The organism is Bradyrhizobium sp., from assembly GCF_036735945.1.
Classification (GTDB): Bacteria; Pseudomonadota; Alphaproteobacteria; order Rhizobiales; family Xanthobacteraceae; genus Bradyrhizobium.
In genome coordinates this window covers 7,257-27,934 of sequence record NZ_DAINNI010000060.1, presented here as the reverse complement: position 1 = coordinate 27,934, position 20,678 = coordinate 7,257, and the positions used below count along the sequence as shown (strand labels likewise).

Here is a 20,678-nt window from a genome sequence, read left to right as displayed (position 1 = left end):
GCGATGCCGCCCGGCGACAGCATCACGATGCCGATGAAGATGATGCCGAAATAGAGCTGCCACACGCTGGTGACGCTGGTCAGCCCGAGCTGCAGATACGTCACCAGGATCGCACCGAGAATCGGCCCGAAGAAATAGGCAACACCGCCGATGAAGGTCGAAAACAGCACGAGTCCGGACTGAATCGCGCCGAGATAGGCCGCGTTGGCGATCTCGAAATTGATCGCTGTCAATCCCCCCGCGATGCCGGCGAAGAATCCGGCGAAGCAGAAGGCGATATAGCGAACGACGTGAGGATCATAGCCGATGAACTGGACGCGCTCGGGATTGTCGCGAACCGCGTTGCTGATCCGCCCCAGCGGCGTCCGTGTCAGTGCGTACATCGCGATGGCTGATATCACCAGCCAGAACGCAATCAGGTAGTAGACCTGAAGCTGTGGCCCGAAGGTCCATCCGAACATATGCGGCAAGGCCGTGCGGTCGGTCGAGATTCCGGATTCGCCGCCGAACACCGAACGCAGGATCAGCGAGGAGGAAGCCACCAGTTCGGCGATCCCGAGCGAGATCATCGCGAACACGGTGCCGGCGCGCTTGGTCATCACCCAGCCGACAACCATCGCAAAAGCGAGACCGCCAAGCCCGCCGAACAATGGAATGAAGGGAAGCGGTACTGGCCAGCCGTGAGAAGCCGCTGCATTCATCACATGGCAGGCGGCGAAGCCGCCGAGGCCGTAGTGAACGGCGTGACCGAACGACAACAGACCGGTCTGGCCGAGCAGGATGTTGTAGGAAAGCGCGAAGACGATCGCGATCCCGATCAGGCTGAAGGACGTCAACGATCCGCCCGACGAGAACACCAGAGGCAGTACGATCAGCGCGATGATGCCGATCACCCAGACGCCGTAGAAGCGCAAGGCTTCCCCCGCGGGCTTCGCAGCGCTGTTGGTGGAGGTCGTTGCTGCGGTCATGACTCGCGCGTCCCCATCAGGCCCATCGGGCGGAAAATCAGCACGAGGACCAGCAGGACATAGGGAACGATCGGCGCGACCTGCGCGACCGTGACGTTCCAGATGTCGGTGAGAACGGAGGGCCCCATCGCCGGGTCGAGCGGGCCGAAGGCGCTGGCGAGTGAACCGTTCAACGCGACCGCGAAGGTCTGCACCAGGCCGATGACGAGCGATGCAATGAAGGCACCCGGCAGGGATCCCAGGCCGCCGAACACGATGACGACGAACAGGATCGGCCCGAGCGCCGCCGCCATGTCGGACTGCGTCACCAGCGCGGGGCCGGCAATAACGCCGGCAATCCCGGCGAGCGCGCAGCCGACGCCGAATACCAGCATGAACACGCGGCCGACATTGTGGCCGAGATGACCGACCATGTGGGGATGGGTCAGCGCCGCCTGGACAATGAGGCCGACCCGGGTGCGCTTGAGAACGATCAGCAGCGCGACGAAGATCGCGACCGACACGGCCAGCATGAAGATCTTGTAGGCGGGATAGTTGGTGGAAAAAATCGTGAAGGCCGGAAAGTCCAGCAGCTCGGGCACGCGATAGTCGACAGGGCTCCTGCCCCAGATCATCGCCACGATTTCCTCGATCGCGAACGCAAGACCGAAGGTCAGAAGCAGCTCCGCGACATGGCCGTGCTTGTGGGTGTTGCGCAGGCCGTAGCGCTCCACCGCCATGCCGATGCCGCCGACGAGCAACGGTGCGAGCACCAGCGCCGGCCAGAAGCCGATCCACTTCGTGAGCTGAAAGCCGAAGAAGGCGCCAAGCATATAGAAGCTGGCGTGGGCGAAGTTGAGTACGCCCATCATGCTGAAGATGACGGTCAAGCCGCTCGACAGCAGGAACAGAAGCATGCCGAACAGCACACCGTTCAGCGTCGATATAACGATCAGTTCAAGCACGGCGCTCTCGCAGCTATCCAGGGCCAGACAACGTTGGCCGATATCGTCGGCCCCGTATTCGGGCCGTTGCCTTCCCGCGGTCCGATACCGGGAGCGGGAAGGCGAACGTCCTTTGGTTTACGGCCGCTTCATCTTGCAGGTCGTGGGGACCATGGTCTGCGGCGTATCGACCTTGGAAACCAGATGCCATCCCCAACCGGTGCCTTCCTCGTCGAACGGCTCGTTCGCCGCGAGCTTGCCGAAGGAGGAGATGTAGATCGGCTGGAAGAACTGATGATCGTCCTTGCGCATGAAGCCTTGGCCGCCGTCCAGCACCTCGAACTTGAGGTCCTCGAGCGCCGCTGCCACCTTCACCGGATCGATGGAGTTCGCCTTCTCGGCCGCGGCCTTGAACATGCGCATCTCGTTGACCGCGCGCGGATACCAGAGCGACATGTTGACCTTGGCACGGAAGGCCTTTTCATAGTCCATCGCGGGCTGGTAGCCCGAATTGGCAAAGCCCTCGGTGATCTGGAACACCTGGTGGTCGAGACCGGTCTGCTTGATCGCCGTCGGGCCGCCGGCGCCGCCGGCATAATAGGTGTACCAGTTCACCTTCAGGCCTGCATCGGCGGCCGCCTTGAGCAGCAGCGCGATGTCCTGACCCCAGTTGCCGGTGACGACGCTATCGGCGCCGGACGCCTTGATCTTGGCGACATAGGGCGAGAAGTCCGTGACCTTCAGCAGCGGGTGCAACTCGTCGCCGACGATTTCGATGTCGGGCCGTTTCGCGCCCAGCATCTTGCGGGCATCGGTGCGCACTGACTGGCCGAACGAATAGTCCTGGTTGATCAGGTACACTTTCTTGATCGACGGGGTGGCCTTCATATAGCTGGTCAGCGCTTCCATCTTGATGTCCGAACTGGCATCCCAGCGGAAGTGCCAGTAGCTGCACTTTTCGTTGGTCAGGCTCGGATCGACGGCGGCGTAATTGAAGTACAGGACTTCCTTGCCGGGGTTGCGCGTGTTGTTCTTGGTGACGAAATCGGACAGCGCTGCGGCGACGGACGAGCCGTTTCCTTGCGTGATGTAGCGGGCGCCAGCGTCGATCGCCTTCTGCGCCTGCACCAGGCTCTCCTGCGGGTTGGTCTTGTTATCGAGGGGCAGGATCTCGATTTTGCGGCCCAGGATACCGCCCTTGGCGTTGATCTCGTCGGCCAGATACTGGAACGTCTTCAAACCGCCTTCACCGACGCTTGCCCCGCCGCCGGACAACGGATCGATGTAGCCGAACTTGATGGTTTCCTCGGCCCACGCAGCGTGACCGAGCATCGGGACGATCAGGGCGATGGCTAGAGTTAATTTGCGCATTATTCGCTTCCTCGCTGACTATCGACTTTGTTGATGGATGGCCGCAGGTGCGGCACTATTTGGAACGATACTGTGCAGAATAAGTCTTGGCTGACAAGCTCAGAGGCAGGCGCAGCGTTCGGCGAAGATCATGCCAAAATCGTCGAACAGGAAGTTTAGTTCCACTTCCCCGAACTGCAGCGTGAATGATGAGGAGCGCGTCGCGCTCCACGCGGCGATCGGCCGCGCCCCTTCCTTTGAAGATCGCTGCTCGTGAAATTGCCGGAACTGGCCGGTTGGTAAGCATCAGCCGGATTAGTCTCGGGCCGCAGCAATCGAGCGGCCATAGTGAAATCGCTCCCCGGCCTGATATGCTGGCTGCGGCTCTCGTCGATGCCGATCGTCAGCTGGCCGACGCTTCCCGCAGGCCCAGGCAGGCGCGCACGGCGCCTCGCGAACCGTGACATGGCGAAGCGTGGCACGAAACAATCTCGGCGATAGGCCGTCGATCCGGTCCAGTTGCATCACGGTCGTGAAACGGGATTCACCAGGCCTCGCGGCCGGTGCGCCCTGTGCCTTGGGCTTTTTCCGCAAATCCGGATGCCGCATCATAGCGCCACGGCGAAACAATAGTGCCCAACTTCGTCGGCCGCGGCGCGCCACTTGCAATTCTACGCCAGAGCACGCTGTCGTATCCACATGTACGGGACGGTCATGCTCCGCTACTCTCGTCGGGAGCAGGTCGAACGTGGCGCTGAAGGTCCATTCTATCGTGGAGAATACGCACGATTTCGATCGTGCTGTTTGGCGCTGCCCGGTACATCAGGAAATGACTTCCACGACGACCCCGTCGCGCAATATGGAGCGTGCGAAGGCCTGCCATGATGTCGTCACGGGCCTTTGAGCCGGCGGCATCGGGACCGTCGGCGAGTTCGCCAATCGCCCGAACGAGCGTGTCCCGATAGATGCGAGTTTTTCGCGTGCCAAAATTCTCAGCGGTCCATTTGAGGATGTTGGCAAAGTCGAGTTCTGCGGCAGCGCCGAGACGAACGCGCCATCTCCGCTCGGCCATGAGCGCTCTATTCGGCGGTTCGGGAGATGACCTTCTCCGAAAGGTCATTCAAATAGGTTTGCAACTCTTCGACCGACTCAAATTCCTTGAAGTCCCCTCGATCCAACGCGCCGACACCGGCGCGAGCCGCCGCCCGCAGGGCTTTCAGCTTGCCAGCATCCTCCGCTTCGCGCTGCTCCACGAGCCGCAACCCATCGCGCAGCACTTCGCTGGCGTTCTGGTAGCGGCCGGACTTGACGAGGGTCTCAAGGAGTTCTTCCTGACGCTCGGTCAGCACGACATTCCTCGTGGGCACTGGCATCCTCGTTCGAAAGTTGAGCTTATGGCATAATATGCCATGCGATCCCGGGTCACATCAACCTGAATGTTGGCGCGTACCCTTGGCAAGCAGCGCTCTCAACCTGCCCGTAGCGCGGTCGCGTCAAATTCGTTCAGGAGGCAGCATTTCTTGAACTTCCTGCCGCTGCCGCACGGACACGCTTCATTCCGGCCGACTTTCCCGAACGGATTGATCGCCCGATGAGGCGGCACAGGCCTATCAAGCAGGGCTAGCCGACGCTCTGCGTCCCTTTGCGCTTTTGGGCTGAAGCAATACCAACTCGACAGTTCCTCAATGGTGTCGCCAAACAGGCTGAATTCGCCACGTGAGCGATGGGGTAGCGCTGCAGGATCTTCGATTGAAAGCTCGAGGTCCTGCTCGAAATCCTCGAAGGAAAGCCAGGACGGACTTATCAAGCGTCGCGCGAACGCTTGCTCGACGAGCGGCTTGAGTTCGGCAAGGCCCAGCAAGGCAACGGCGCTCTGCCAACCGCTCCAGACGAAGCATTCGGCCTGCGGCTCAAGCTCGGAGTAACAGGCGCGAAGGAACCGGGCGGCTTCTGCGCGCTGCAACCCACCGTAGAACGCCGCCATAGCGACGGCCTCGCACATGCGGGACCGGATGAATTCGTCAGCATTGGCGTCAAGGATGATTTGGTAGAGTGGATCGGGGTCGCCATCAAAAACCGCAGCCATGACGCGGTGCGTGGTCTCAGTGACGGCGCCACCAAAAACTAAGTCGACTTGATCAGGCGGGCAGCGCAGGAGCATCGCCAGCGGTCGGTAGGCCGATTTCTCCCGCCACTCGCCGAGCAGGTGGAACACAAGGAAAATGGCGTCTGGCGGGATCGCTGTGCCATTCGGCACCTGGATTTGCGCGATCGCGTCGAGGAAGATCGGCACTGCAGATGCCCGGTCCGCCCCGGCGGCGCGGAGGGCTTCAACCGGGAGACCCGGCCGGTCGCCTAGTCGGTCGAGAATCTGGGCGGCATCCATGCTCTGCTCGCGAATCGTTCGCCTGCGACGGTCTGAGGATTATTAACAAAGGCGCGCGGGCATGGATGCGTTGCCTGCTGATTTCTCCACAGGCCCCGGTCGGCTGGCGTCGCAGTCCCGAAGTTCGATGGTTGTGGCAGCGAACCGTGGCGTGGGATCGAAAATTCAATCATAGCGCCACAGCGAAGCCATAGTGCCCATCTTCATCGGCCGCGGCGCGCCATTTGCCTGCAAGACGGCGAACGTTGGATGCGGCTGTTCGGCCCGCATCGACCCTTGGCGCGACATCATTTTTACCCTGCGTTGGCGGTTCGGACATGGTCCGCATAGCGATGGCGCCAAAGGCTGACAATCCGCGGCTGGACCCCAACCTCCTTGGCGATCGATCGGGTGCTGCGACCGGCCGCCGCCAAAAGAACGATCCGCGCCCGCTTCAAATCGCGCTGCAACGTCAGCGGTGAGCGGCAACGCTCCTCAAGCACCTTGCGATCCTTCCTCGAAAGGTGGACTTCTCTTGCTTCGGGTATCATCCCGATGTTGAATCATGACTCACTTCCCAGGGAAAGTGGGTGCTAGTCCGCCGGTCGCCGCAGGGAACGTCATTGCGAGCGCAGCGAAGCAATCCATTTTTTCTCTCCGCGGATAGATGGATTGCTCCGCTCTGCTCGCAATGACGGCAGCACGAGCAATTTATTCCAAAGCCGCTCCACCCACTGGCGCTCTTGCAATCCATTTTATATGATGATCATCATCTCAATAAAGCAAAACCGCCATGACCGACCAGACCGCCGTAGTCGCCGCCAGCCCACGCTCGGAGACGTCTTCCACCGCCGCGCAGATCGCCGTTCTGGCGACGCTGGCCGCCACCGGGACGCTCGCTACCAACATCCTGCTACCGTCGCTGCCGCAGATGGCGACGGCGCTGAACGTGACCAGTGCGGCGGTGACCTCGGCGATAACCGTGTTCCTTGCGGTATTCGCGGTCGGCCAGCTCGCGGTCGGGCCGATCTCGGACCGCTACGGCCGGCGCTGGCCCGTCTTGATCGGGTTCGCCGTGTTTTTTGCCGGCAGCGTCTGGTGCGCGCTGGCGACCGACCTGACCAGCCTCCTGGTCGGGCGCGTGGTCCAGGCGGCCGGCGCCTGCGCCACCTCGGTGTTGTCCCGCGCCATCGCCCGCGACATGTATTCCGGCGCGGCGCTGGCCCGCGCCATGGCGCTGATCATGATCGCGATGGCGGCCGCACCGGGCTTCTCGCCGCTGCTCGGCGGCGCGCTCGACCATTATTTCGGCTGGCGCTCCGAATTCGTGCTCGTCGCGGGTTTCGCGGCGCTTGGCGCCACAGCCTTTAGCGCCGTGTTCGGCGAAACCCATCACGCGACGCGCACCCCGCTCGATCCGCTGGCCATCGCCAAAACCTATTTCGGCCTGATCGCCGACCGCCGCTTCGTGGTGCCGGCCGCCACCGTCAGCCTGATCATGGGCGGGCTGTTCTCGATGTTCTCGGCGGCCCCGCGCATCCTGATCGAAACGATGCACCTGACGCCGATCCAGCTCGGCCTGTTCTTCGCCGGCACCGTGCTCATCGTGTTCGCCGCGGGCATGCTCGCGACAAGACTGGCCCCGCGCTACGGGCTCGGCCGCGCGATCCGCGGCGGGCTGTTCGCGGCCGCCACCGGCGGCATCGCGATGCTGCTGGTCTCGCTCTACAGCCCGACCTTGCTGTCCTATCTCGCTGCGCTGAGCGTCTTCCTGCTCGGCATGGGCATCGTCAACCCGCTCGGCACCGCGCAGGCGCTGTCCCCGTTCGGTGACAAGGCGGGCGCGGCGTCCGCGCTGGTCGGCTTCTGGCAGATGATGACGGCCGCGATCGGCGTCTGGCTCGCCGCCACGATCTCGCACGAGGCGCTGTTCGCGCTCGGCGTGGTGCTGACGGTGTTCGCGCTGTCAGCCGTTGCGCTCTACTCGCTGCAAGCAAGGGCGCGCTAGGGTCGCATGAACATGAAATCCGTGTCGGGATCGCAATTGTCGGCGACAAATCGCAGCTCCGACTGAACGTCGGCGACGGACCGGCTCTCGAGATATTTCGCGACCAGGAAGCTGAGCAGCGCCCGGCAAACGCTGTCAGCCCCAAGGCCCGTGCTCTCCGCGTCCGCGATGGCGGCAGAGAAATGACGTGTCGCGATTTCGGTTGCCGACATGCCGGCCTCTCTTGTTTGGCTGTGGACCAGATCGCGACGGCGCTGTGGACGAGAACCTTCAGCGTTTCACGGCGGAAAATCGCGAATACGCCCAGACCGTATGAGGCGCATTGACGTGAATCAAGCCCGCCGCGCCACGCGCGACACAGCGGGGCGCTGCCGCTTCAGGCGGCAAACTGCTGTAGCGAGGGCCAATGGTAATCGGGAAGTCGCAGGGTGTCGGCGATATCCCGGCCGACCGCGATCCGAGCCAGACCGGGAATTGCGAACGCCCTTATCACCTGATTGCGAAACCACAGGCCGCCGGCGGTTGTCGGCGCAAAAGCCGAGGCGAAGCGCTCCGCGCCCTGCTGTTTGGCGCTGATGTAACTGCGCAGCCGCGCCTGGTAGTTGCGGAAGGCCTCTTCGTGACGTCCGCCGGCGCTGGCGAGTTCGCCGGCCAGCACATAGGCAGAAATCATGGCCAGCGCCGAGCCCTGTCCGGCCACCAGCGAAACGCAAAACGCGGCGTCGCCGGCGAGCGCAACGCGGCCTCGCGACCAACTTTCCATCCGGATCTGGCTGACGCGATCGAAATAGAGATCGTCCGTTTCCTGCAGTCGCTCCAGGACCTGCGGACATTCCCATTTCCCTTCGCCATAGATCTTCCGCAGCATGGCCTTCTGCCCATCCAGCGTTCCGGGCAGCGAATCGCCATCCGCCCCGAAGACGAACAGGAACAGCGTCCGGTCGTCGTGCAAAGTGAAGCGACCGAGCATGCGCCCGGGCTGTCCGTACATCAGATACACATCCTCGTCGCGCGACCGATAGCCGGACAGTTCGAACGCGGCGACGACATAGCCAAGATGTTTCTCGAACTCGCGCTGCGGTCCGAACGTCAGGCCGCGAACCGCCGAGTGCAGGCCATCGGCGCCGACAACCAGATCGAACCGTCGTTCGTCACCCTTCTTCAATCGAACCCGTACGCCATCCGGCTGTTGCTGAAGGCCGGCGATCTCGTTGTCGAAAATGACCTCGGTGGTCCCCCTGATCTTCTCGAACAGCAGCCGCGACAGGTCGCTGCGACGGAGCGTCACGTAACGGCCGCCCGTCAATTCCGAAAACACCCTGGTTCCAAATCCGGTTACGCGCCGACCCCTGTCGTCGACAATCCGCACCTCCCGCACATGGTAGCCGACGCGGTTGATCTCCGCGATCAACCCCATGCGCTCGGCAATGTCGTATCCGAGCCCCCAGAAATCGATGACGTAGCCGCCAGTGCGCAGATGGGGCACGCGCTCGATCAGCGTCGGCTCAAAGCCGGCTGCCCTGAGCCAGAACGCGAGCGTCGGTCCGGCGATTCCTGCTCCCGAGATCAATACTGTCTTCATGTCCGGAAACCACAGAGCGCGGGTAATGTGAGGGAGCCCGGTTCACGGACCCATATCCAAAACCCGCAAGCGCTACGATGCGTTCCACCGCGGACGGCATATCCGTTCACATTTCAGTTTGCCAGGTACCGCTCGTACTTCCCCGCCACCACTTCGTCCGCCGTAATATCCGGATCAAGCGTATACAGATCCTGCGCGCGGCCGATGCCGCGCAGCGCGAAGCGGCCGGTGGAAACGAGGTAGTTTCGCCCGGCGGCGTCGAGCCCGTTGCGGAACGCCGATGACATCAGGAGTTCGCGGTCGACCGTGCGGCACATCGAGGCGATGCGGCTGACCTCGTTCACGGCCGGACCCACCACGGTAAAATCGAGCCGGTCGTCGCTGCCGATATTGCCGTAGAAGACCTCACCCTCATGCAGTCCGACATGGGCCGAGGTCACCGGCCTCCCCTCGGCGGCGCGGCGCGCGTTGACCGTCCGCATGTTGCGGCGGAAGCGGTGTTCAGCGCGCAGCGCGGCGCGCTTGGCCTTCGCCATGTTCTCATCGGTGAACATCGCCAGCACGCCGTCGCCGATCAGCTTCAGCACCTCGCCGCCGGCGTCATGGATGGCGTCGATCGAGGCCTGTGCATAGTCGTTGAGGAACGGGATGATCTCGCCGGGGTCGATGCTCTCGCTGATCGCGGTCGAGCCGCGCAGGTCGGAGAACCACAATACCGTGTTGATCCTCTCGGTGACGCCGCGCGTCATCCGTCCGCGCAGCACCTGTTCGGCGGTGTCGCGCCCGAGATAGACGCGGCCGAGCGTCTTGGTGATGTCGGCCTGCGCAGCGGACTTGATCGCCAGCCCCAGCACCGGCACGAGATCGCGCAGCGCCGCCAGCCCCTGCGCGCCAAAGCCCTCGTCGCGACGGGTCACCCAATAGGAATAGACGCAGTCCATCTGCCCCATGGCGCCGGCCTCGCCGAACTGGTGCACATAGGCGACCAGATGCCTGTGGCCCTTGTCGGCGAGTTCGTTGACGAACTTGAAGCGGTTGGTCCCGCCGTCGGCGAGGTCCATCGGCAGCTCCTGCTGGCCGTTTTCGAGCATGTGGTAGAAGATCGAACTGCGCCAGGCTTCCGCGGCTTCGCCCTCATTGGTCGAGCCATATTCGAAGGCGTCGCTTTCGTTGGTCTCGGCATCGTTCCAGCGAAAACCGCGCCCCTCGAAGATCGGATGCAGCGTGTCGATGAACACCATCCCGCGCGACACGTGCAGCCCTTCGGCGCAGCAGCGCTCGCAGAAGCCGCGGACCAAATCGTTTTCGGGCGTGCCGGTGAGGCCCTGGCTGACCAGCCAGTTCGTCAGGCGCAGACGGGGCGTGAGTTCCATGCGGCCATTATGCCGCGCAATCGTGACGGGTGAAAGCCTCGCACCATTCAACCCTTCGCGCGGGTCACCGCCTCGCCGTCCTCCTTGACGAACGACGCGATCGGATTGTCGAGCAGATCGAGCACCAGCTCCGAGGGGCGGCACACCCGCACGCCTTTCGGCGACACCACGATCGGCCGCTGCATCAGGATCGGATGCTCGATCATGAAATCGATCAGCTCGTCGTCGCTCCATTTGGGATCGGCAAGGCCAAGCTCGGCATAGGGCGTGCCCTTTTCGCGCAACAGCTCGCGCGGCGAGATGCCGAGCGCCCCGATCAGTTCGACCAGCCGCGCGCGGCTCGGCGGCGTCTTCAGATATTCGATCACCTCGGGCTCCTCGCCGCTCTGCCGGATCATGGCCAGCGTGTTGCGCGAGGTGCCGCAGGCCGGGTTGTGATAGATCGTGACGGTCATGGCCGGACCTCCTTGATTGCGGTGCCACTGAGCAGCCAGCTCATCACCGCCAGCGCAATGAGCGCACCGCCTGTTTCGGCCGCGATGAAACCGGGCAGGTCCACGGGACGGATCCCCGAAAACGTATTGGTCATCGAGCGGGCGATGGCAACCGCGGGATTGGCGAACGAGGTGGATGCGGTGAACCAATAGGCTGCGGTGATGTAGAGGCCGACCAGCCACGGTATGGCCGCGCTGTTGAATCGGATGCCGCCCAGGATGGTCGCCACCAGCCCGAATGCTGCGACCGCCTCGGCAAACCATTGCGCCCCGCCGGTTCGCATCTTCAGCGACATGTCGATCAAGGGCAGCGCGAACATCGCATGCGCGATCATGGTCCCGGCAATGCCGCCGGCAATCTGCGCCAGGATGTAAAGCAGCGTTTCGCGCGGCGTCAGTTCGCCCTTCAAGGCAAAGACCAGCGATACGACCGGGTTGAAGTGCGCCCCCGAAACGGGTCCGAGAATGGTGATGAGCACCACCAGGATGGCGCCGGTCGGCAGCGTATTGCCGAGCAGCGCCAGCGCGACGTCCCTGGTCAGGGTTTCCGCCATGATGCCGGAGCCGACCACGGTCGCGACCAATAGCGCCGTTCCGAGGCCTTCGGCCGCGAGGCGGCGTGGCAGATCGAATTCAAACATCAGCCCGCCCTGTCCCTGCCAAACGTGGAGCCGTCGCTGCGGCCGATATCGCGCAGCCGCGTTCCAAGCGACAACCGGTCGATGCTTTCGAGCGGCAGGCTCGTGAAAGCGGCGATTCGATTCCTGAGATAGCGAAACGCCGCGACGAAGGCGGCTTCCTTTTCGATGTCCGTCCCCTCGACGGCCGCCGGGTCCTCGATGCCCCAATGCGCGGTCATCGGTTGTCCCGGCCAGACCGGACAGGACTCGCCCGCGGCGTTGTCGCAAACCGTAAAGACGAAATCCATCACGGGTGCGTCACTGCGCGCGAACTCCTCCCAGCTCTTGGAGCGCAATCCGTCCGTGGGATAGTCAAGTCGGTCGAGCACCTTGAGAGCGAATGGATTGACCGTCCCTTTCGGCTGGCTGCCCGCGGAGAAGGCGTGGAAGTTGCGCCGTCCGTCCCTGCGCAGGATCGCTTCCGCCAGAATCGAACGCGCGGTGTTTCCAGTGCAAAGGAAGAGAACGTTATAGATGCGTTCAGACATGTGCCTTCCTCCTCGTCTTTGGCGGACAACAAGGCGCAAGATCTTCGATCAACGGCCCGCATATTTCAGGGCGTCCGTCGCAGCAATCGCGCAGCAAGAACAACACGACCGCTCTGAACGCCGCGAGTTCGGCGCGGTAGACGATCGATCGGCTGACGCGCTGCGTCGTAACCAGTCCGGCACGGGAGAGGATCGCCAGATGGGACGACATCGTGTTCTGAGGCACTGCCATCGTCCTGGCGATATCGCCGGCGGCAAGTCCGTCTGGTTCGTGCTTCGTCAGCAGGCGAAACACTTCGAGCCGCGTCGGCTGGGCAAGCGCCGCCAACGCGAGAATGGCGCGTTCTGATTCCATATATCGAGATATATCGATATATCACCTGCCGTCAATCCGTCCTTATTTCGATAATTCTAGAAATATCGTTGACCGGACTGGATTCCCGTGCGAGCATTTCGTGCATGAAACTCGATGACGCCGCAGCCCACCTCGAAGCGCTGGGAAATCCGACCCGTCTCAAGATCTATCGTGCGCTGATCCGCGCCGGTGGCGCCGGACTGGCGGTAGGCCGGCTGCAAGAGAAGCTGAAAATCGCACCCTCCACCCTCTCCCATCACATCAAGGCGCTGGTGGTCGTTGGCCTCGTGACCCAGGTGCGCGATGCGACGACGCTTGTTTGCCACGCCAATTACGAAGTGATGCGGGAACTCGTGGGTTTTCTGGTCTCCGAATGCTGCACTGAAAGCGCCGAAACACCTGATGCCAAGACCGCGGCATGAATCGCTGCGCTTTGTCGGCCTTATTTCGATATTTCTAGTTCTATAGGAGGACGTGATGAGCCAAGCCAAGTCCGTCGCGATCATCGGAGCCGGCCCGGTCGGCCTTGCCGCCGCCGCCCATGTGCTGGAGCGCGGCCTCGAGCCGATCGTACTGGAGGCCGGCGACAGTGTTGGCCACGCCATGCGGCAATGGGGCCACGTCCAGTTGTTCTCGCCCTGGGAATACAACATCGACAAGGCCGCAGCGCGGCTGCTGGCAGCCGCAGGGTGGAATTCTCCCGAACCGGAGCGCTACCCGACCGGTGCGGAAATGGTTGAGCACTATCTGGAGCCGCTTGCGGACCACACTCCGCTCAAGCAGCGCATCCGCACGTCGAGCCGCGTCACCGGCATCAGCCGCGTCGGCTTCGACAAGATGAAAACAAAAGGCCGAGAAAAGGCGCCGTTCGAAATTCGCTATCAGAACGGGCAAGGTCCGAAAGTCATAAAGGCCGACGCTGTCATCGACGCGTCAGGCACCTGGCATTCACCGAACCCGGCAGGCGCCAACGGCCTTCCCGCCATCGGCGAGAAGGATGTCGGTGGCCGTATCGCATACGGCATGCCCGATCTGCTCGGCAGCGACTGCGCTCGCTATGCCGGCAAGACGGTTGCGGTGCTCGGCGCGGGACATTCCGCGATCGGCACGCTGATCGATCTGGCGAAACTCGCCGAACAGGCGCCGGACACCCGGCCGATCTGGCTGTTGCGCGGCAGCGATCCCGCAAAGGCATTCGGCGGCGGCGCGAACGACAAGCTCGCGGCCCGCGGCGAATTGGGCGCGGCCTTTGCTGCGCTGGTGACGTCGGGCCGTGTCGAGATGGAAAGCGACTTCCGCGTTTCGCACCTGATCGCCGACGGCCCTCGCCTTGTCATCGCAGCGATATCGGGCTGCAGCGCCCGCCGTGTTGCAGCCGATGAATTGATCGTGGCGACCGGCTTCCGGCCCGACCTCGATTTCGTCCGCGAACTGCGCATCCGGCTCGATCCGGCGATCGAATGTCCGGTCGCCCTGGCACCCTTGATCGATCCGAACGAGCATAGCTGCGGCACCGTGCGGCCGCACGGCGCGCGCGAACTGGCGCAGGATGAACCGGGCTTCTATTTCGCCGGCATGAAATCCTACGGCCGCGCACCCACCTTCCTGATGCTCACCGGCTACGAGCAGGTGCGCTCGATTGCCGCCGACATCGCCGGTGACCGCAATGCAGCGGAGCGGGTTGAGCTTGTGCTACCCGAGACCGGCGTCTGCAGCCGCTCGCCGGCAACAGATGCCAGCAATTGCTGCGGCGGTCCTGCATTATCGGATGTTGACGCGTGCTGCGTCGCGGATGAAAAGGCAAAGCAACAGGGAACGACGGGATGCGGCTGCGCATCCTGAAAATGGGGAGTGGACGGGATCGCGTTAGAAGGCCGCTCGGTTATCGTCACGATGTGCGTGGGGCAGCTCGGAAGCTTGCTCCCGCATGTGGTCGTGCCATCGATTCTCGCGGCATTCCTGATTCCGGAATGGCATTTGAGCGGCGCGCAGGCGGGCCTGCTGGCGGGTTCGGGCGCGGCCGGATACATGGTAGCCGTCCCGGTATTGGCGACGCTTACCGACCGCATCGATGCCCGCAGGATACTGATCGCGGGTTCAGCGGTGAGCGCGCTCGGCACGCTGCTGTTCGGCCTGTTCGCCACCGGCCTCTGGTCCGGCGCGCTTTTTAACGCGGTGGCGGGAGTGGGCTTTGCGGGTGCTTACATGCCCGGCCTGAAAGCGCTGACGGACCGTCTCGCGCCGGGCGACTCATCCCGCGCCATCACGCTCTACACGTCGAGCTTCTCGTTCGGTGTCGGCCTGTCATTCATGGTATCGCAACTGGTGGCCGAAGGCTGGGGCTGGCGCAGCGCGTTTCTTGTCACCGCCGCCGGGCCACTGGTGATGCTCACCGCATGCCTGCTGTTGCGGTCGGTGAAGCCGGCGCCGACGTCGGGCCGGCTTCTTGATTTCGCGCCAGTGCTCCACAACCGCCAGGCCATGGGATTTGTGCTCGGCTACGGTGCGCATTGCTTTGAACTGTACGGAATCAGGACCTGGATCGTCGCGTTCTGGACCTTCGTGGCTGCAAAGAGTTCCGCCGCTTCAATCCTGACGCCGATCGTGGTCAGCGTGGTATTCTCCCTGCTCGCCATGCCCGCGAGCATTCTCGGCAACGAATTCGCGCTCAGGTTCGGCCGCCACCGCGCCATTTCGGCCGTGATGTTCGCTTCCGCCGCGGTTGCACTTCTGATCGGTCTTCTCGCCGACAAGCCGCCCTGGCTGCTGCTGCCGCTGATCCTGATCTATGCCGTCACCGTTCCCGCCGATTCAGGCGCGTTGACCTCCGGCATGTCGATGGCGGCGGACCCCAGCCATCGCGGTGCGACGATGGCGATGCATTCGACCGTCGGCTTCAGCCTTTCCGCGCTTGGCGCATGGGCGTTGGGCGTTGCGCTGGACGCTGCGGGTGGACCGCAAAGTGCCTCGGCATGGATGGCTGCATTTTCGGTGCTGGCGGCGGGAATCCTGCTGGGGCCGCTGGCACTTTACTGGTCAAGACGAGAGACGCCGACGTGAACCGCAGCCAGCTTTCCATCATCATCGCGCTCGGCACGACGCAGACGCTGGCCTGGGCATCGAGCTACTATCTGCCGGCCATCCTGGCCGATCCGATCGCGCGCGATCTCGGCGTCTCCTCGAACTGGATCTTTGCCGCGTTCTCGGCATCGCAGGTGATTTCCGCCCTGCTCGCTCCTCGCATTGGACGACAGATCGACCTGGTCGGCGGCCGGTCCGTGCTGTCGATCTCCAACCTGCTGCTGGCGGCGGGTCTCGTGCTGCTCGGCTTCACCACGTCGATACCGCTTCTCGTCGTCGCCTGGCTGCTGCTCGGGGTCGGCATGAGCGCCGGCCTCTACGACGCCGCCTTTGCCGCGCTCGGGCGGATCTATGGCGACGCGGCGCGCCGCTCGATCACCGGAATCACGCTGATCGCGGGTTTTGCCTCGACAGTCGGATGGCCGCTGTCGGCGTGGGGGCTCGAAACCATCGGCTGGCGCAACACCTGCTTCGCCTGGGCGGTGGCGCATATCCTGATCGGGCTGCCGCTCAACCTGTTGATGTTGCCGGCGGTGAAGCGTGCGAAGGCGGTGGCCGCGGCGGTCAAGCCGCATATCCCGATCGACCGCACCATGATCATCCTCGCCTTCGTGTTCGCCGCCGCGTGGACCGTCACCGGCGCGATGGCGGCGCATCTGCCGCGCCTGATGGAGGCGGCTGGAGCTACCACCACGCAGGCGGTGTTCGCCGGCGCGCTGATCGGGCCGTCGCAAGTCGCCGCCCGCATTTTCGAGGCGAGCTTTCTCAGCCGCTATCATCCGCTGGTGTCGACCAGGCTGGCCTGCCTGACGCATCCGATCGGCGCCGCCATCCTCGGCCTCGCCGGCGGCGGCGCGGCCAGCGTGTTCGCGATCTTCCACGGCTCCGGCAACGGCATCCTGACCATTGCCCGCGGCACGCTGCCGCTCGCGATCTTCGGGCCCGAGAATTACGGCTACCGGCTCGGCATCGTCGGCGCGCCAGCGCGAATGGCGCAGGCGGCGGCGCCGCTGCTGTTCGGCCTGCTGATCGAGGCCATGGGCGCGCGGGTCCTGTACGTCTCCTCGGCGCTCAGCATCGCGGCGCTGCTGGCGCTGTTCCTGCTGCGCAAGGAACCGCCACGGCCGGAGCCATGAGCCGAATGCGGACAAGCTCGCCCGTTCATTCGTAATACTCCGGCGACATCTTCAGGCCATCGCGCTGCGCCTTGTCGTGGTTGATCCACAACTGTGCTTTTTCCTTCGTCAGCGTGTCCGAGATCTTCTGCATCGAGGCCAGCGTTGCGTCCTTGCTGGCGTTCATGGTGGGGACGCCGCGATTGTCCCAATTGGCCTTGAAGTGCACGGCATCGCCGGACAGGACGATCGCGCCGGTCCTGGGCAATTTCACCAGCAATGATTGATGCCCGGGCGTGTGCCCCGGCGTGGAAAGGATGGTGATGCTGCCGTCGCCGAACACATCGCGATCGCCTTCCAGTTTGGTCACGGGGTGTTCGGGCTTGAAGCGCGGCTGGTTGTTGGCGCCGGGCCACTCATATTCGGCTTTCTGGACATACAGCATCGTCGTCGGGAACAGCTCGACATTGCCGACATGATCGGGATGCGTATGAGAAACCGCCATCCCCTTGAGGTCGGACGGTTTTACACCGAGCTGATCGAGCTGCGCCGCCAGCGTCTTGGGCCGCCGCCAGTGAATCGCCCGCGGATCGGCCGGCGCAAGGCCGTCAGGCATTGCCGCGACCGCATCGGTGACGCCGGTGTCCCAGAGGAACCAGCCCTGGGCATGCTTGATCAGATAGCAGTTGTCGACGAAGGCCATCGACTTGCCTTCGTTGACGCCGGGCGACCAGCGCGAGATGTCGCCGGCGACGCCTTCGCCGCAATTCAGGATGTAGAGCTTCTCGACGCCCGGACTGCCCGATTGCGCATGGCCGCTACCGATGGATAGCGCACCCGTCAACAGCACCAGAGCAAGATCGATTGTTCGTTTCATGTTGCTTCCTCCGCCATTGACCGACCCGGCTGCTTTGTCCGGCGGCTCAATCTACCTCAGGGACGTCGCAAATCATGACGGCTTACGAATTTTTGATAGCGAGAACCTACGGCTTCTTCACCTCCGACGTCGCGATCCATATGCCCGTGAATACCGCGACGAGGCCGACCACGAGGTTGGGCGTAACGGGCTCGCCGACAAGCTGGGTGGCGAGCAGCGCCGCCGCGACCGGATTGACCGTCATGGTGTTGGCGACGCGCGTCGGCGACGCCCGCTGCAGCGCCAGCACCCACAGGATGAACGCAAGCGCGCCGCCGGCGACACCGAGGTAAAGTCCCGCGATCCATTGCGGCGCTCCGAACTGACTCAAAACCCCGACACCACCGGTGAACGATCCCGCCACGATCAGCGCCACAGCGCCCGTCCCCATGCCGACGGTGAGGAAACCGAGCGCGCTGGAGCGCTGAATGAACGGACGGGACCAGACGTTGTAGAACGCCATGCAGAGCACGGCGCCGGTCATGATCAATTCGCCGCGCCAGGCGCCCGGCGGCGCCGCCGACAATCCGGTCGCGAGCGCGGCGAAGACGCCGAGCACGGCAATGCAGACCCCGATCGATTTCCGTTTCGTCAGCGGCTCGATGCCGAGCAGCGCACCGACCACCATGGTGTGCAGCGGCAGCGTCGCCAGCGCCAGCGAGGCGCGCGCCGCGGTCGTGTAGGACATCGCGATGTTGTAGAGCACGAAGAACACGCCGAAGAAAGCGAAGCCGAGGGCTGCGACCGCAGGCACATCCCGTCGCTTCGGCCATCTCGCCTTGAGCAGCAGCGCTGCCGGCAGCACGCAGCAGAAGCCGATGCCCCAGCGCAGGATCGCCAGCGTGATCGGATCGGTGTTGCCGGCGAGATAGCGCGTGATCGCCGCCGCCGTCCCGCCAAGAGCGCTCGATAGCAACGCGATCGCGACGCCAACCGTCTCGCCCAATGCCGCCTCCCCCCGCACTTGTCTGCCGCAGATATGATCGCAGCCGCATGCGTGGGCGAGTCAAAACTGATGATCACCGTGACTCCCTTCGAACGCTGGCAGCATTTGTCAGCAGCCACCATGGCTACTACTGGCGGCAGCAGCGATCTTCGCGATGGGCGCGCTCGGCGTCAGGGGCGCTCCCGGTCGTTTAGTCGCGCTTTTGCGGCAATTTCAGGTGGTATCCGCCACTTCGGCAAATTAAGCGTCAATCCCTTGGTAAATTTCAATCAATTGTCCCGATCTGGCATAGGGGGCCGTCAAGAAGTTCTTGCGATGAAGGCGGGCGGGAAACCCGGTTTCCCGTGGTTTTGAGGCTCCTGATGGGAGGAGCTTTCAGGCTCTGGAATAGGTTATGAACGAAGCGACCCGCTTGCGCGAACTGGAATCCGAGTGCCGCCAACGCGCACTCAGCGAGCCCGACAAGAAATGGTACTGGCTGGCGCAGGCCGCCAAATACCAGGTACAGGCGAGCCAGCAACTGGCTTTTCATTCGGCAGGCAGCAGCGTGCCCCGCACGCCCGAGATCAAGCTGTCGCAATGGGCGCATACGCGGGACGAGCGGCGCGTGATGGACCCGCTCCCGGACGGACGGAAATCAATCTGGTAGCTGTGCGCCGAAGACGCTGGCTGACTTCCAATGGTCTGCAGAGTCGCAAGCGCAATGACTATCTTCCTGTCGGACCTTTGGTGAGCCTGCCTTCACGCAGCCGCGCTCTACAGCATCAAATTCTCGACGAAAAAAAACTCATCACACGAGCCAATGAAACTCGTGCCATTGGCTCCATTGATTGCCGTCGTAAGCACGCACCCAGAGGTCATCCGGGGTGGTGCCGCCGACAAAGCTGGTGTTCGCAAGTTGAGATGCGGAGACATCGATGTTCTGGTTGGTGCCCTGGGCTGCGCCGCCGATGGCGAAATGACCGCTGGAGCCGCTCGTTGAGGAGTCCCAGAACTGGAAGTTGGTGATGGCGTCACCATCGACGTCAGTTACGGAGAACAGGTTCGAGACGGCTGTTGTCTGGTTTGCGGTCGCGGTGAAGTCTGATCCGGTCACCACCGGCGCGTGATTGGCCGGCGCGTTGACGTGGAACTCCTTCCACGAGCTCCAGGTCGAGCCGTCGAAGGCGCGGACCCACAGATCGTCCGAGCCCGAACCGCTCTGGAATGTGGTGTTCGCCAATTGAGCCGCGCTGACGTCGATATTCTGATTGGTGCCCTGGACGACCCCGCCCACGACAAAATGCCCGCTCGCGGGATCGCTCGTCGAATCCCAAAATTGGTACTGTGTGATGGTGTCGCCATCGGCATCGCTCGCACTGAACAGGCTGGAAGCGGCAATGTTCTGATTGTGGGTGGCCGTGAAATCGGATGCCGTCGCCACCGGCGCATGGTTCACCGGCGGGGTCAGGTGGAACTCCTTCCAGGCGCTCCAGGCGGTCCCGTCGAAGACCTGTACCCAGAGATCGTCGGCAGTGGTGCCGGTCTGGAAGGTGGTTTGCGCGAGCTGCGCGGCGCTGACATTGATGTTCTGATTGGTGCCCTGCACCACGCCGTTGATGGCAAAGTGCCCGCTGCTGGCGTCGGCCGTGGAATCCCAGAAGCGAAAGGCCGTCATCGTGTCGCCATCGCTGTCGGAAGCCGAGAACAGCGAGGATGCCGCAAGCGACGCATTCTTCGCCACCGCCTGGTCCGTCGCCGCAACGACCGGCGCATGGTTCACCGGCGGGGTCAGGTGAAACTCCTTCCAGGCGCTCCAGACGGTCCCGTCAAAGACCTGTACCCAGAGATCGTCGGCAGTGGTGCCGGTCTGGAAGGTGGTTTGCGCCAGCTGCGCGGCGCTAACATTGATGTTCTGATTGGTGCCCTGCACCACCCCGTTGATGGCAAAATGCCCGCTGCCGGCGTCGGCCGTGGAATCCCAGAACCGGTAGGCCGTGATCGTGTCGCCATCGCTGTCGGAAGCCGAGAACAGCGAGGATGCCGCAAGCGACG

Annotated in this window: 22 protein-coding genes and 2 pseudogenes; 7 read left to right on the top strand and 17 right to left on the bottom strand. The window is 63.4% G+C overall.

The window, feature by feature from the left end:
* The 7 genes and pseudogenes from V7E26_RS18820 to V7E26_RS18790 form a co-directional block, all read right to left on the bottom strand.
* Positions 1-968: branched-chain amino acid ABC transporter permease (locus tag V7E26_RS18820; protein WP_324418767.1), on the bottom strand; the 968-nt coding region annotated here is incomplete at its 3' end.
* Positions 965-1,912: a branched-chain amino acid ABC transporter permease gene (locus V7E26_RS18815; RefSeq protein ID WP_324418765.1), complete on the bottom strand. Its 948-nt coding sequence runs from the start codon at positions 1,910-1,912 to the stop codon at positions 965-967. The genes V7E26_RS18820 and V7E26_RS18815, both read right to left, overlap by 4 nt.
* A gap of 117 nt (positions 1,913-2,029) precedes the next feature.
* Complete coding sequence (locus V7E26_RS18810) at positions 2,030-3,262, bottom strand: branched-chain amino acid ABC transporter substrate-binding protein (RefSeq protein ID WP_324418763.1); 1,233 nt, start codon at positions 3,260-3,262, stop codon at positions 2,030-2,032.
* A gap of 691 nt (positions 3,263-3,953) precedes the next feature.
* Positions 3,954-4,313 (bottom strand): type II toxin-antitoxin system RelE/ParE family toxin, encoded by a 360-nt coding sequence (locus V7E26_RS18805; protein WP_324418761.1) that lies wholly within the window; start codon positions 4,311-4,313, stop codon positions 3,954-3,956.
* A 7-nt stretch (positions 4,314-4,320) separates the two neighbouring features.
* Positions 4,321-4,608 carry a type II toxin-antitoxin system ParD family antitoxin gene (locus tag V7E26_RS18800; RefSeq protein WP_324418759.1) on the bottom strand — a complete coding sequence of 96 codons (288 nt, stop codon included), beginning with the start codon at positions 4,606-4,608 and terminating at the stop codon, positions 4,321-4,323.
* A gap of 101 nt (positions 4,609-4,709) precedes the next feature.
* Positions 4,710-5,627 carry a DUF1186 domain-containing protein gene (locus V7E26_RS18795; protein ID WP_324418757.1) on the bottom strand — a complete coding sequence of 306 codons (918 nt, stop codon included), beginning with the start codon at positions 5,625-5,627 and terminating at the stop codon, positions 4,710-4,712.
* A gap of 317 nt (positions 5,628-5,944) precedes the next feature.
* Positions 5,945-6,157, bottom strand: a pseudogene (locus tag V7E26_RS18790) (helix-turn-helix domain-containing protein); the annotation flags it as partial.
* A gap of 242 nt (positions 6,158-6,399) precedes the next feature.
* Here V7E26_RS18790 and V7E26_RS18785 point away from each other — a divergent pair.
* A complete protein-coding gene (locus V7E26_RS18785; protein WP_324418755.1) occupies positions 6,400-7,614 on the top strand; it encodes a multidrug effflux MFS transporter in 1,215 nt (404 codons plus the stop codon).
* Here V7E26_RS18785 and V7E26_RS18780 read toward each other — a convergent pair.
* From V7E26_RS18780 to V7E26_RS18750, 7 genes are all read right to left on the bottom strand, one after another.
* Complete coding sequence (locus tag V7E26_RS18780) at positions 7,611-7,826, bottom strand: hypothetical protein (protein WP_324418753.1); 216 nt, start codon at positions 7,824-7,826, stop codon at positions 7,611-7,613. The two genes, V7E26_RS18785 and V7E26_RS18780, sit on opposite strands and share 4 nt — an antisense overlap.
* A 164-nt stretch (positions 7,827-7,990) precedes the next feature.
* A complete protein-coding gene (locus V7E26_RS18775; protein ID WP_324418751.1) occupies positions 7,991-9,196 on the bottom strand; it encodes an FAD-binding domain in 1,206 nt (401 codons plus the stop codon).
* Between the two features lie 113 nt (positions 9,197-9,309).
* A complete protein-coding gene (locus V7E26_RS18770; RefSeq protein WP_324418749.1) occupies positions 9,310-10,569 on the bottom strand; it encodes an adenylate/guanylate cyclase domain-containing protein in 1,260 nt (419 codons plus the stop codon).
* Positions 10,570-10,616: 47 nt separating this feature from the next.
* Complete coding sequence (arsC, locus tag V7E26_RS18765; protein WP_324418747.1) at positions 10,617-11,024, bottom strand: arsenate reductase (glutaredoxin); 408 nt, start codon at positions 11,022-11,024, stop codon at positions 10,617-10,619.
* Entirely contained in the window at positions 11,021-11,704 is a 684-nt protein-coding gene (locus V7E26_RS18760; protein ID WP_324418745.1) for an MIP/aquaporin family protein, read from the bottom strand. The genes arsC and V7E26_RS18760 overlap by 4 nt, the downstream gene beginning before the upstream one ends.
* Entirely contained in the window at positions 11,704-12,231 is a 528-nt protein-coding gene (locus tag V7E26_RS18755) for an arsenate reductase ArsC (RefSeq protein ID WP_324418743.1), read from the bottom strand. Before V7E26_RS18755 ends, V7E26_RS18760 begins: the two co-directional genes overlap by 1 nt.
* Complete coding sequence (locus V7E26_RS18750) at positions 12,224-12,586, bottom strand: ArsR/SmtB family transcription factor (RefSeq protein WP_324418741.1); 363 nt, start codon at positions 12,584-12,586, stop codon at positions 12,224-12,226. The genes V7E26_RS18755 and V7E26_RS18750 overlap by 8 nt, the downstream gene beginning before the upstream one ends.
* A 104-nt stretch (positions 12,587-12,690) precedes the next feature.
* Between V7E26_RS18750 and V7E26_RS18745 the strand changes: the two genes are divergently transcribed.
* Genes V7E26_RS18745 through V7E26_RS18730 form a run of 4 tightly spaced genes read left to right on the top strand, consistent with a single transcriptional unit; the run spans position 12,691 to position 16,803 of the window.
* On the top strand, positions 12,691-13,008 hold the full coding sequence (locus V7E26_RS18745; protein ID WP_324418739.1) for an ArsR/SmtB family transcription factor: 318 nt from the start codon (positions 12,691-12,693) through the stop codon (positions 13,006-13,008).
* Positions 13,009-13,063: 55 nt separating this feature from the next.
* Positions 13,064-14,428 (top strand): NAD(P)-binding domain-containing protein, encoded by a 1,365-nt coding sequence (locus V7E26_RS18740; RefSeq protein ID WP_324418737.1) that lies wholly within the window; start codon positions 13,064-13,066, stop codon positions 14,426-14,428.
* A gap of 51 nt (positions 14,429-14,479) precedes the next feature.
* Positions 14,480-15,646: an MFS transporter gene (locus V7E26_RS18735; RefSeq protein ID WP_324418771.1), complete on the top strand. Its 1,167-nt coding sequence runs from the start codon at positions 14,480-14,482 to the stop codon at positions 15,644-15,646.
* Positions 15,643-16,803, top strand: coding sequence for an MFS transporter (locus V7E26_RS18730; RefSeq protein WP_324418736.1), 1,161 nt, complete (start codon positions 15,643-15,645; stop codon positions 16,801-16,803). Before V7E26_RS18735 ends, V7E26_RS18730 begins: the two co-directional genes overlap by 4 nt.
* Positions 16,804-16,828: 25 nt before the next feature.
* On the opposite strand, the gene V7E26_RS18725 is transcribed toward V7E26_RS18730, so the two are convergent.
* Both V7E26_RS18725 and V7E26_RS18720 read right to left on the bottom strand, forming a co-directional pair.
* Positions 16,829-17,659, bottom strand: a complete 831-nt coding sequence (locus tag V7E26_RS18725; protein WP_324418734.1) for an N-acyl homoserine lactonase family protein — start codon at positions 17,657-17,659, stop codon at positions 16,829-16,831.
* 106 nt (positions 17,660-17,765) lie between these two features.
* Entirely contained in the window at positions 17,766-18,644 is an 879-nt protein-coding gene (locus V7E26_RS18720; RefSeq protein ID WP_324418732.1) for a DMT family transporter, read from the bottom strand.
* Positions 18,645-18,713: 69 nt separating this feature from the next.
* Here V7E26_RS18720 and V7E26_RS18715 point away from each other — a divergent pair, with 69 nt between their 5' ends.
* On the top strand, positions 18,714-18,998 hold the full coding sequence (locus V7E26_RS18715) for a hypothetical protein (protein ID WP_324418730.1): 285 nt from the start codon (positions 18,714-18,716) through the stop codon (positions 18,996-18,998).
* 40 nt (positions 18,999-19,038) lie between these two features.
* On the top strand, positions 19,039-19,293 hold the full coding sequence (locus V7E26_RS18710) for a hypothetical protein (protein WP_324418727.1): 255 nt from the start codon (positions 19,039-19,041) through the stop codon (positions 19,291-19,293).
* Positions 19,294-19,434: 141 nt separating this feature from the next.
* On the opposite strand, the pseudogene V7E26_RS18705 reads toward V7E26_RS18710, so the two are convergent.
* A pseudogene (locus V7E26_RS18705) lies at positions 19,435-20,678 on the bottom strand (hypothetical protein); the annotation flags it as partial.

Bases quoted from the DNA above. Each gene is read 5' to 3' on its own strand.
- V7E26_RS18745 (WP_324418739.1), top strand. From the start codon at position 12,691: ATGAAACTCGATGACGCCGCAGCCCACCTCGAAGCGCTGGGAAATCCG.
- V7E26_RS18780 (WP_324418753.1), bottom strand. From the start codon at position 7,826: ATGTCGGCAACCGAAATCGCGACACGTCATTTCTCTGCCGCCATCGCG.
- V7E26_RS18785 (WP_324418755.1), top strand. From the start codon at position 6,400: ATGACCGACCAGACCGCCGTAGTCGCCGCCAGCCCACGCTCGGAGACG.
- V7E26_RS18760 (WP_324418745.1), bottom strand. From the start codon at position 11,704: ATGTTTGAATTCGATCTGCCACGCCGCCTCGCGGCCGAAGGCCTCGGA.
- V7E26_RS18795 (WP_324418757.1), bottom strand. From the start codon at position 5,627: ATGGATGCCGCCCAGATTCTCGACCGACTAGGCGACCGGCCGGGTCTC.
- V7E26_RS18750 (WP_324418741.1), bottom strand. From the start codon at position 12,586: ATGGAATCAGAACGCGCCATTCTCGCGTTGGCGGCGCTTGCCCAGCCG.
- V7E26_RS18810 (WP_324418763.1), bottom strand. From the start codon at position 3,262: ATGCGCAAATTAACTCTAGCCATCGCCCTGATCGTCCCGATGCTCGGT.
- V7E26_RS18740 (WP_324418737.1), top strand. From the start codon at position 13,064: ATGAGCCAAGCCAAGTCCGTCGCGATCATCGGAGCCGGCCCGGTCGGC.
- V7E26_RS18710 (WP_324418727.1), top strand. From the start codon at position 19,039: ATGAACGAAGCGACCCGCTTGCGCGAACTGGAATCCGAGTGCCGCCAA.
- V7E26_RS18715 (WP_324418730.1), top strand. From the start codon at position 18,714: ATGATCACCGTGACTCCCTTCGAACGCTGGCAGCATTTGTCAGCAGCC.
- V7E26_RS18770 (WP_324418749.1), bottom strand. From the start codon at position 10,569: ATGGAACTCACGCCCCGTCTGCGCCTGACGAACTGGCTGGTCAGCCAG.
- V7E26_RS18725 (WP_324418734.1), bottom strand. From the start codon at position 17,659: ATGAAACGAACAATCGATCTTGCTCTGGTGCTGTTGACGGGTGCGCTA.
- V7E26_RS18805 (WP_324418761.1), bottom strand. From the start codon at position 4,313: ATGGCCGAGCGGAGATGGCGCGTTCGTCTCGGCGCTGCCGCAGAACTC.
- V7E26_RS18735 (WP_324418771.1), top strand. From the start codon at position 14,480: ATGTGCGTGGGGCAGCTCGGAAGCTTGCTCCCGCATGTGGTCGTGCCA.
- V7E26_RS18775 (WP_324418751.1), bottom strand. From the start codon at position 9,196: ATGAAGACAGTATTGATCTCGGGAGCAGGAATCGCCGGACCGACGCTC.
- arsC (WP_324418747.1), bottom strand. From the start codon at position 11,024: ATGACCGTCACGATCTATCACAACCCGGCCTGCGGCACCTCGCGCAAC.
- V7E26_RS18755 (WP_324418743.1), bottom strand. From the start codon at position 12,231: ATGTCTGAACGCATCTATAACGTTCTCTTCCTTTGCACTGGAAACACC.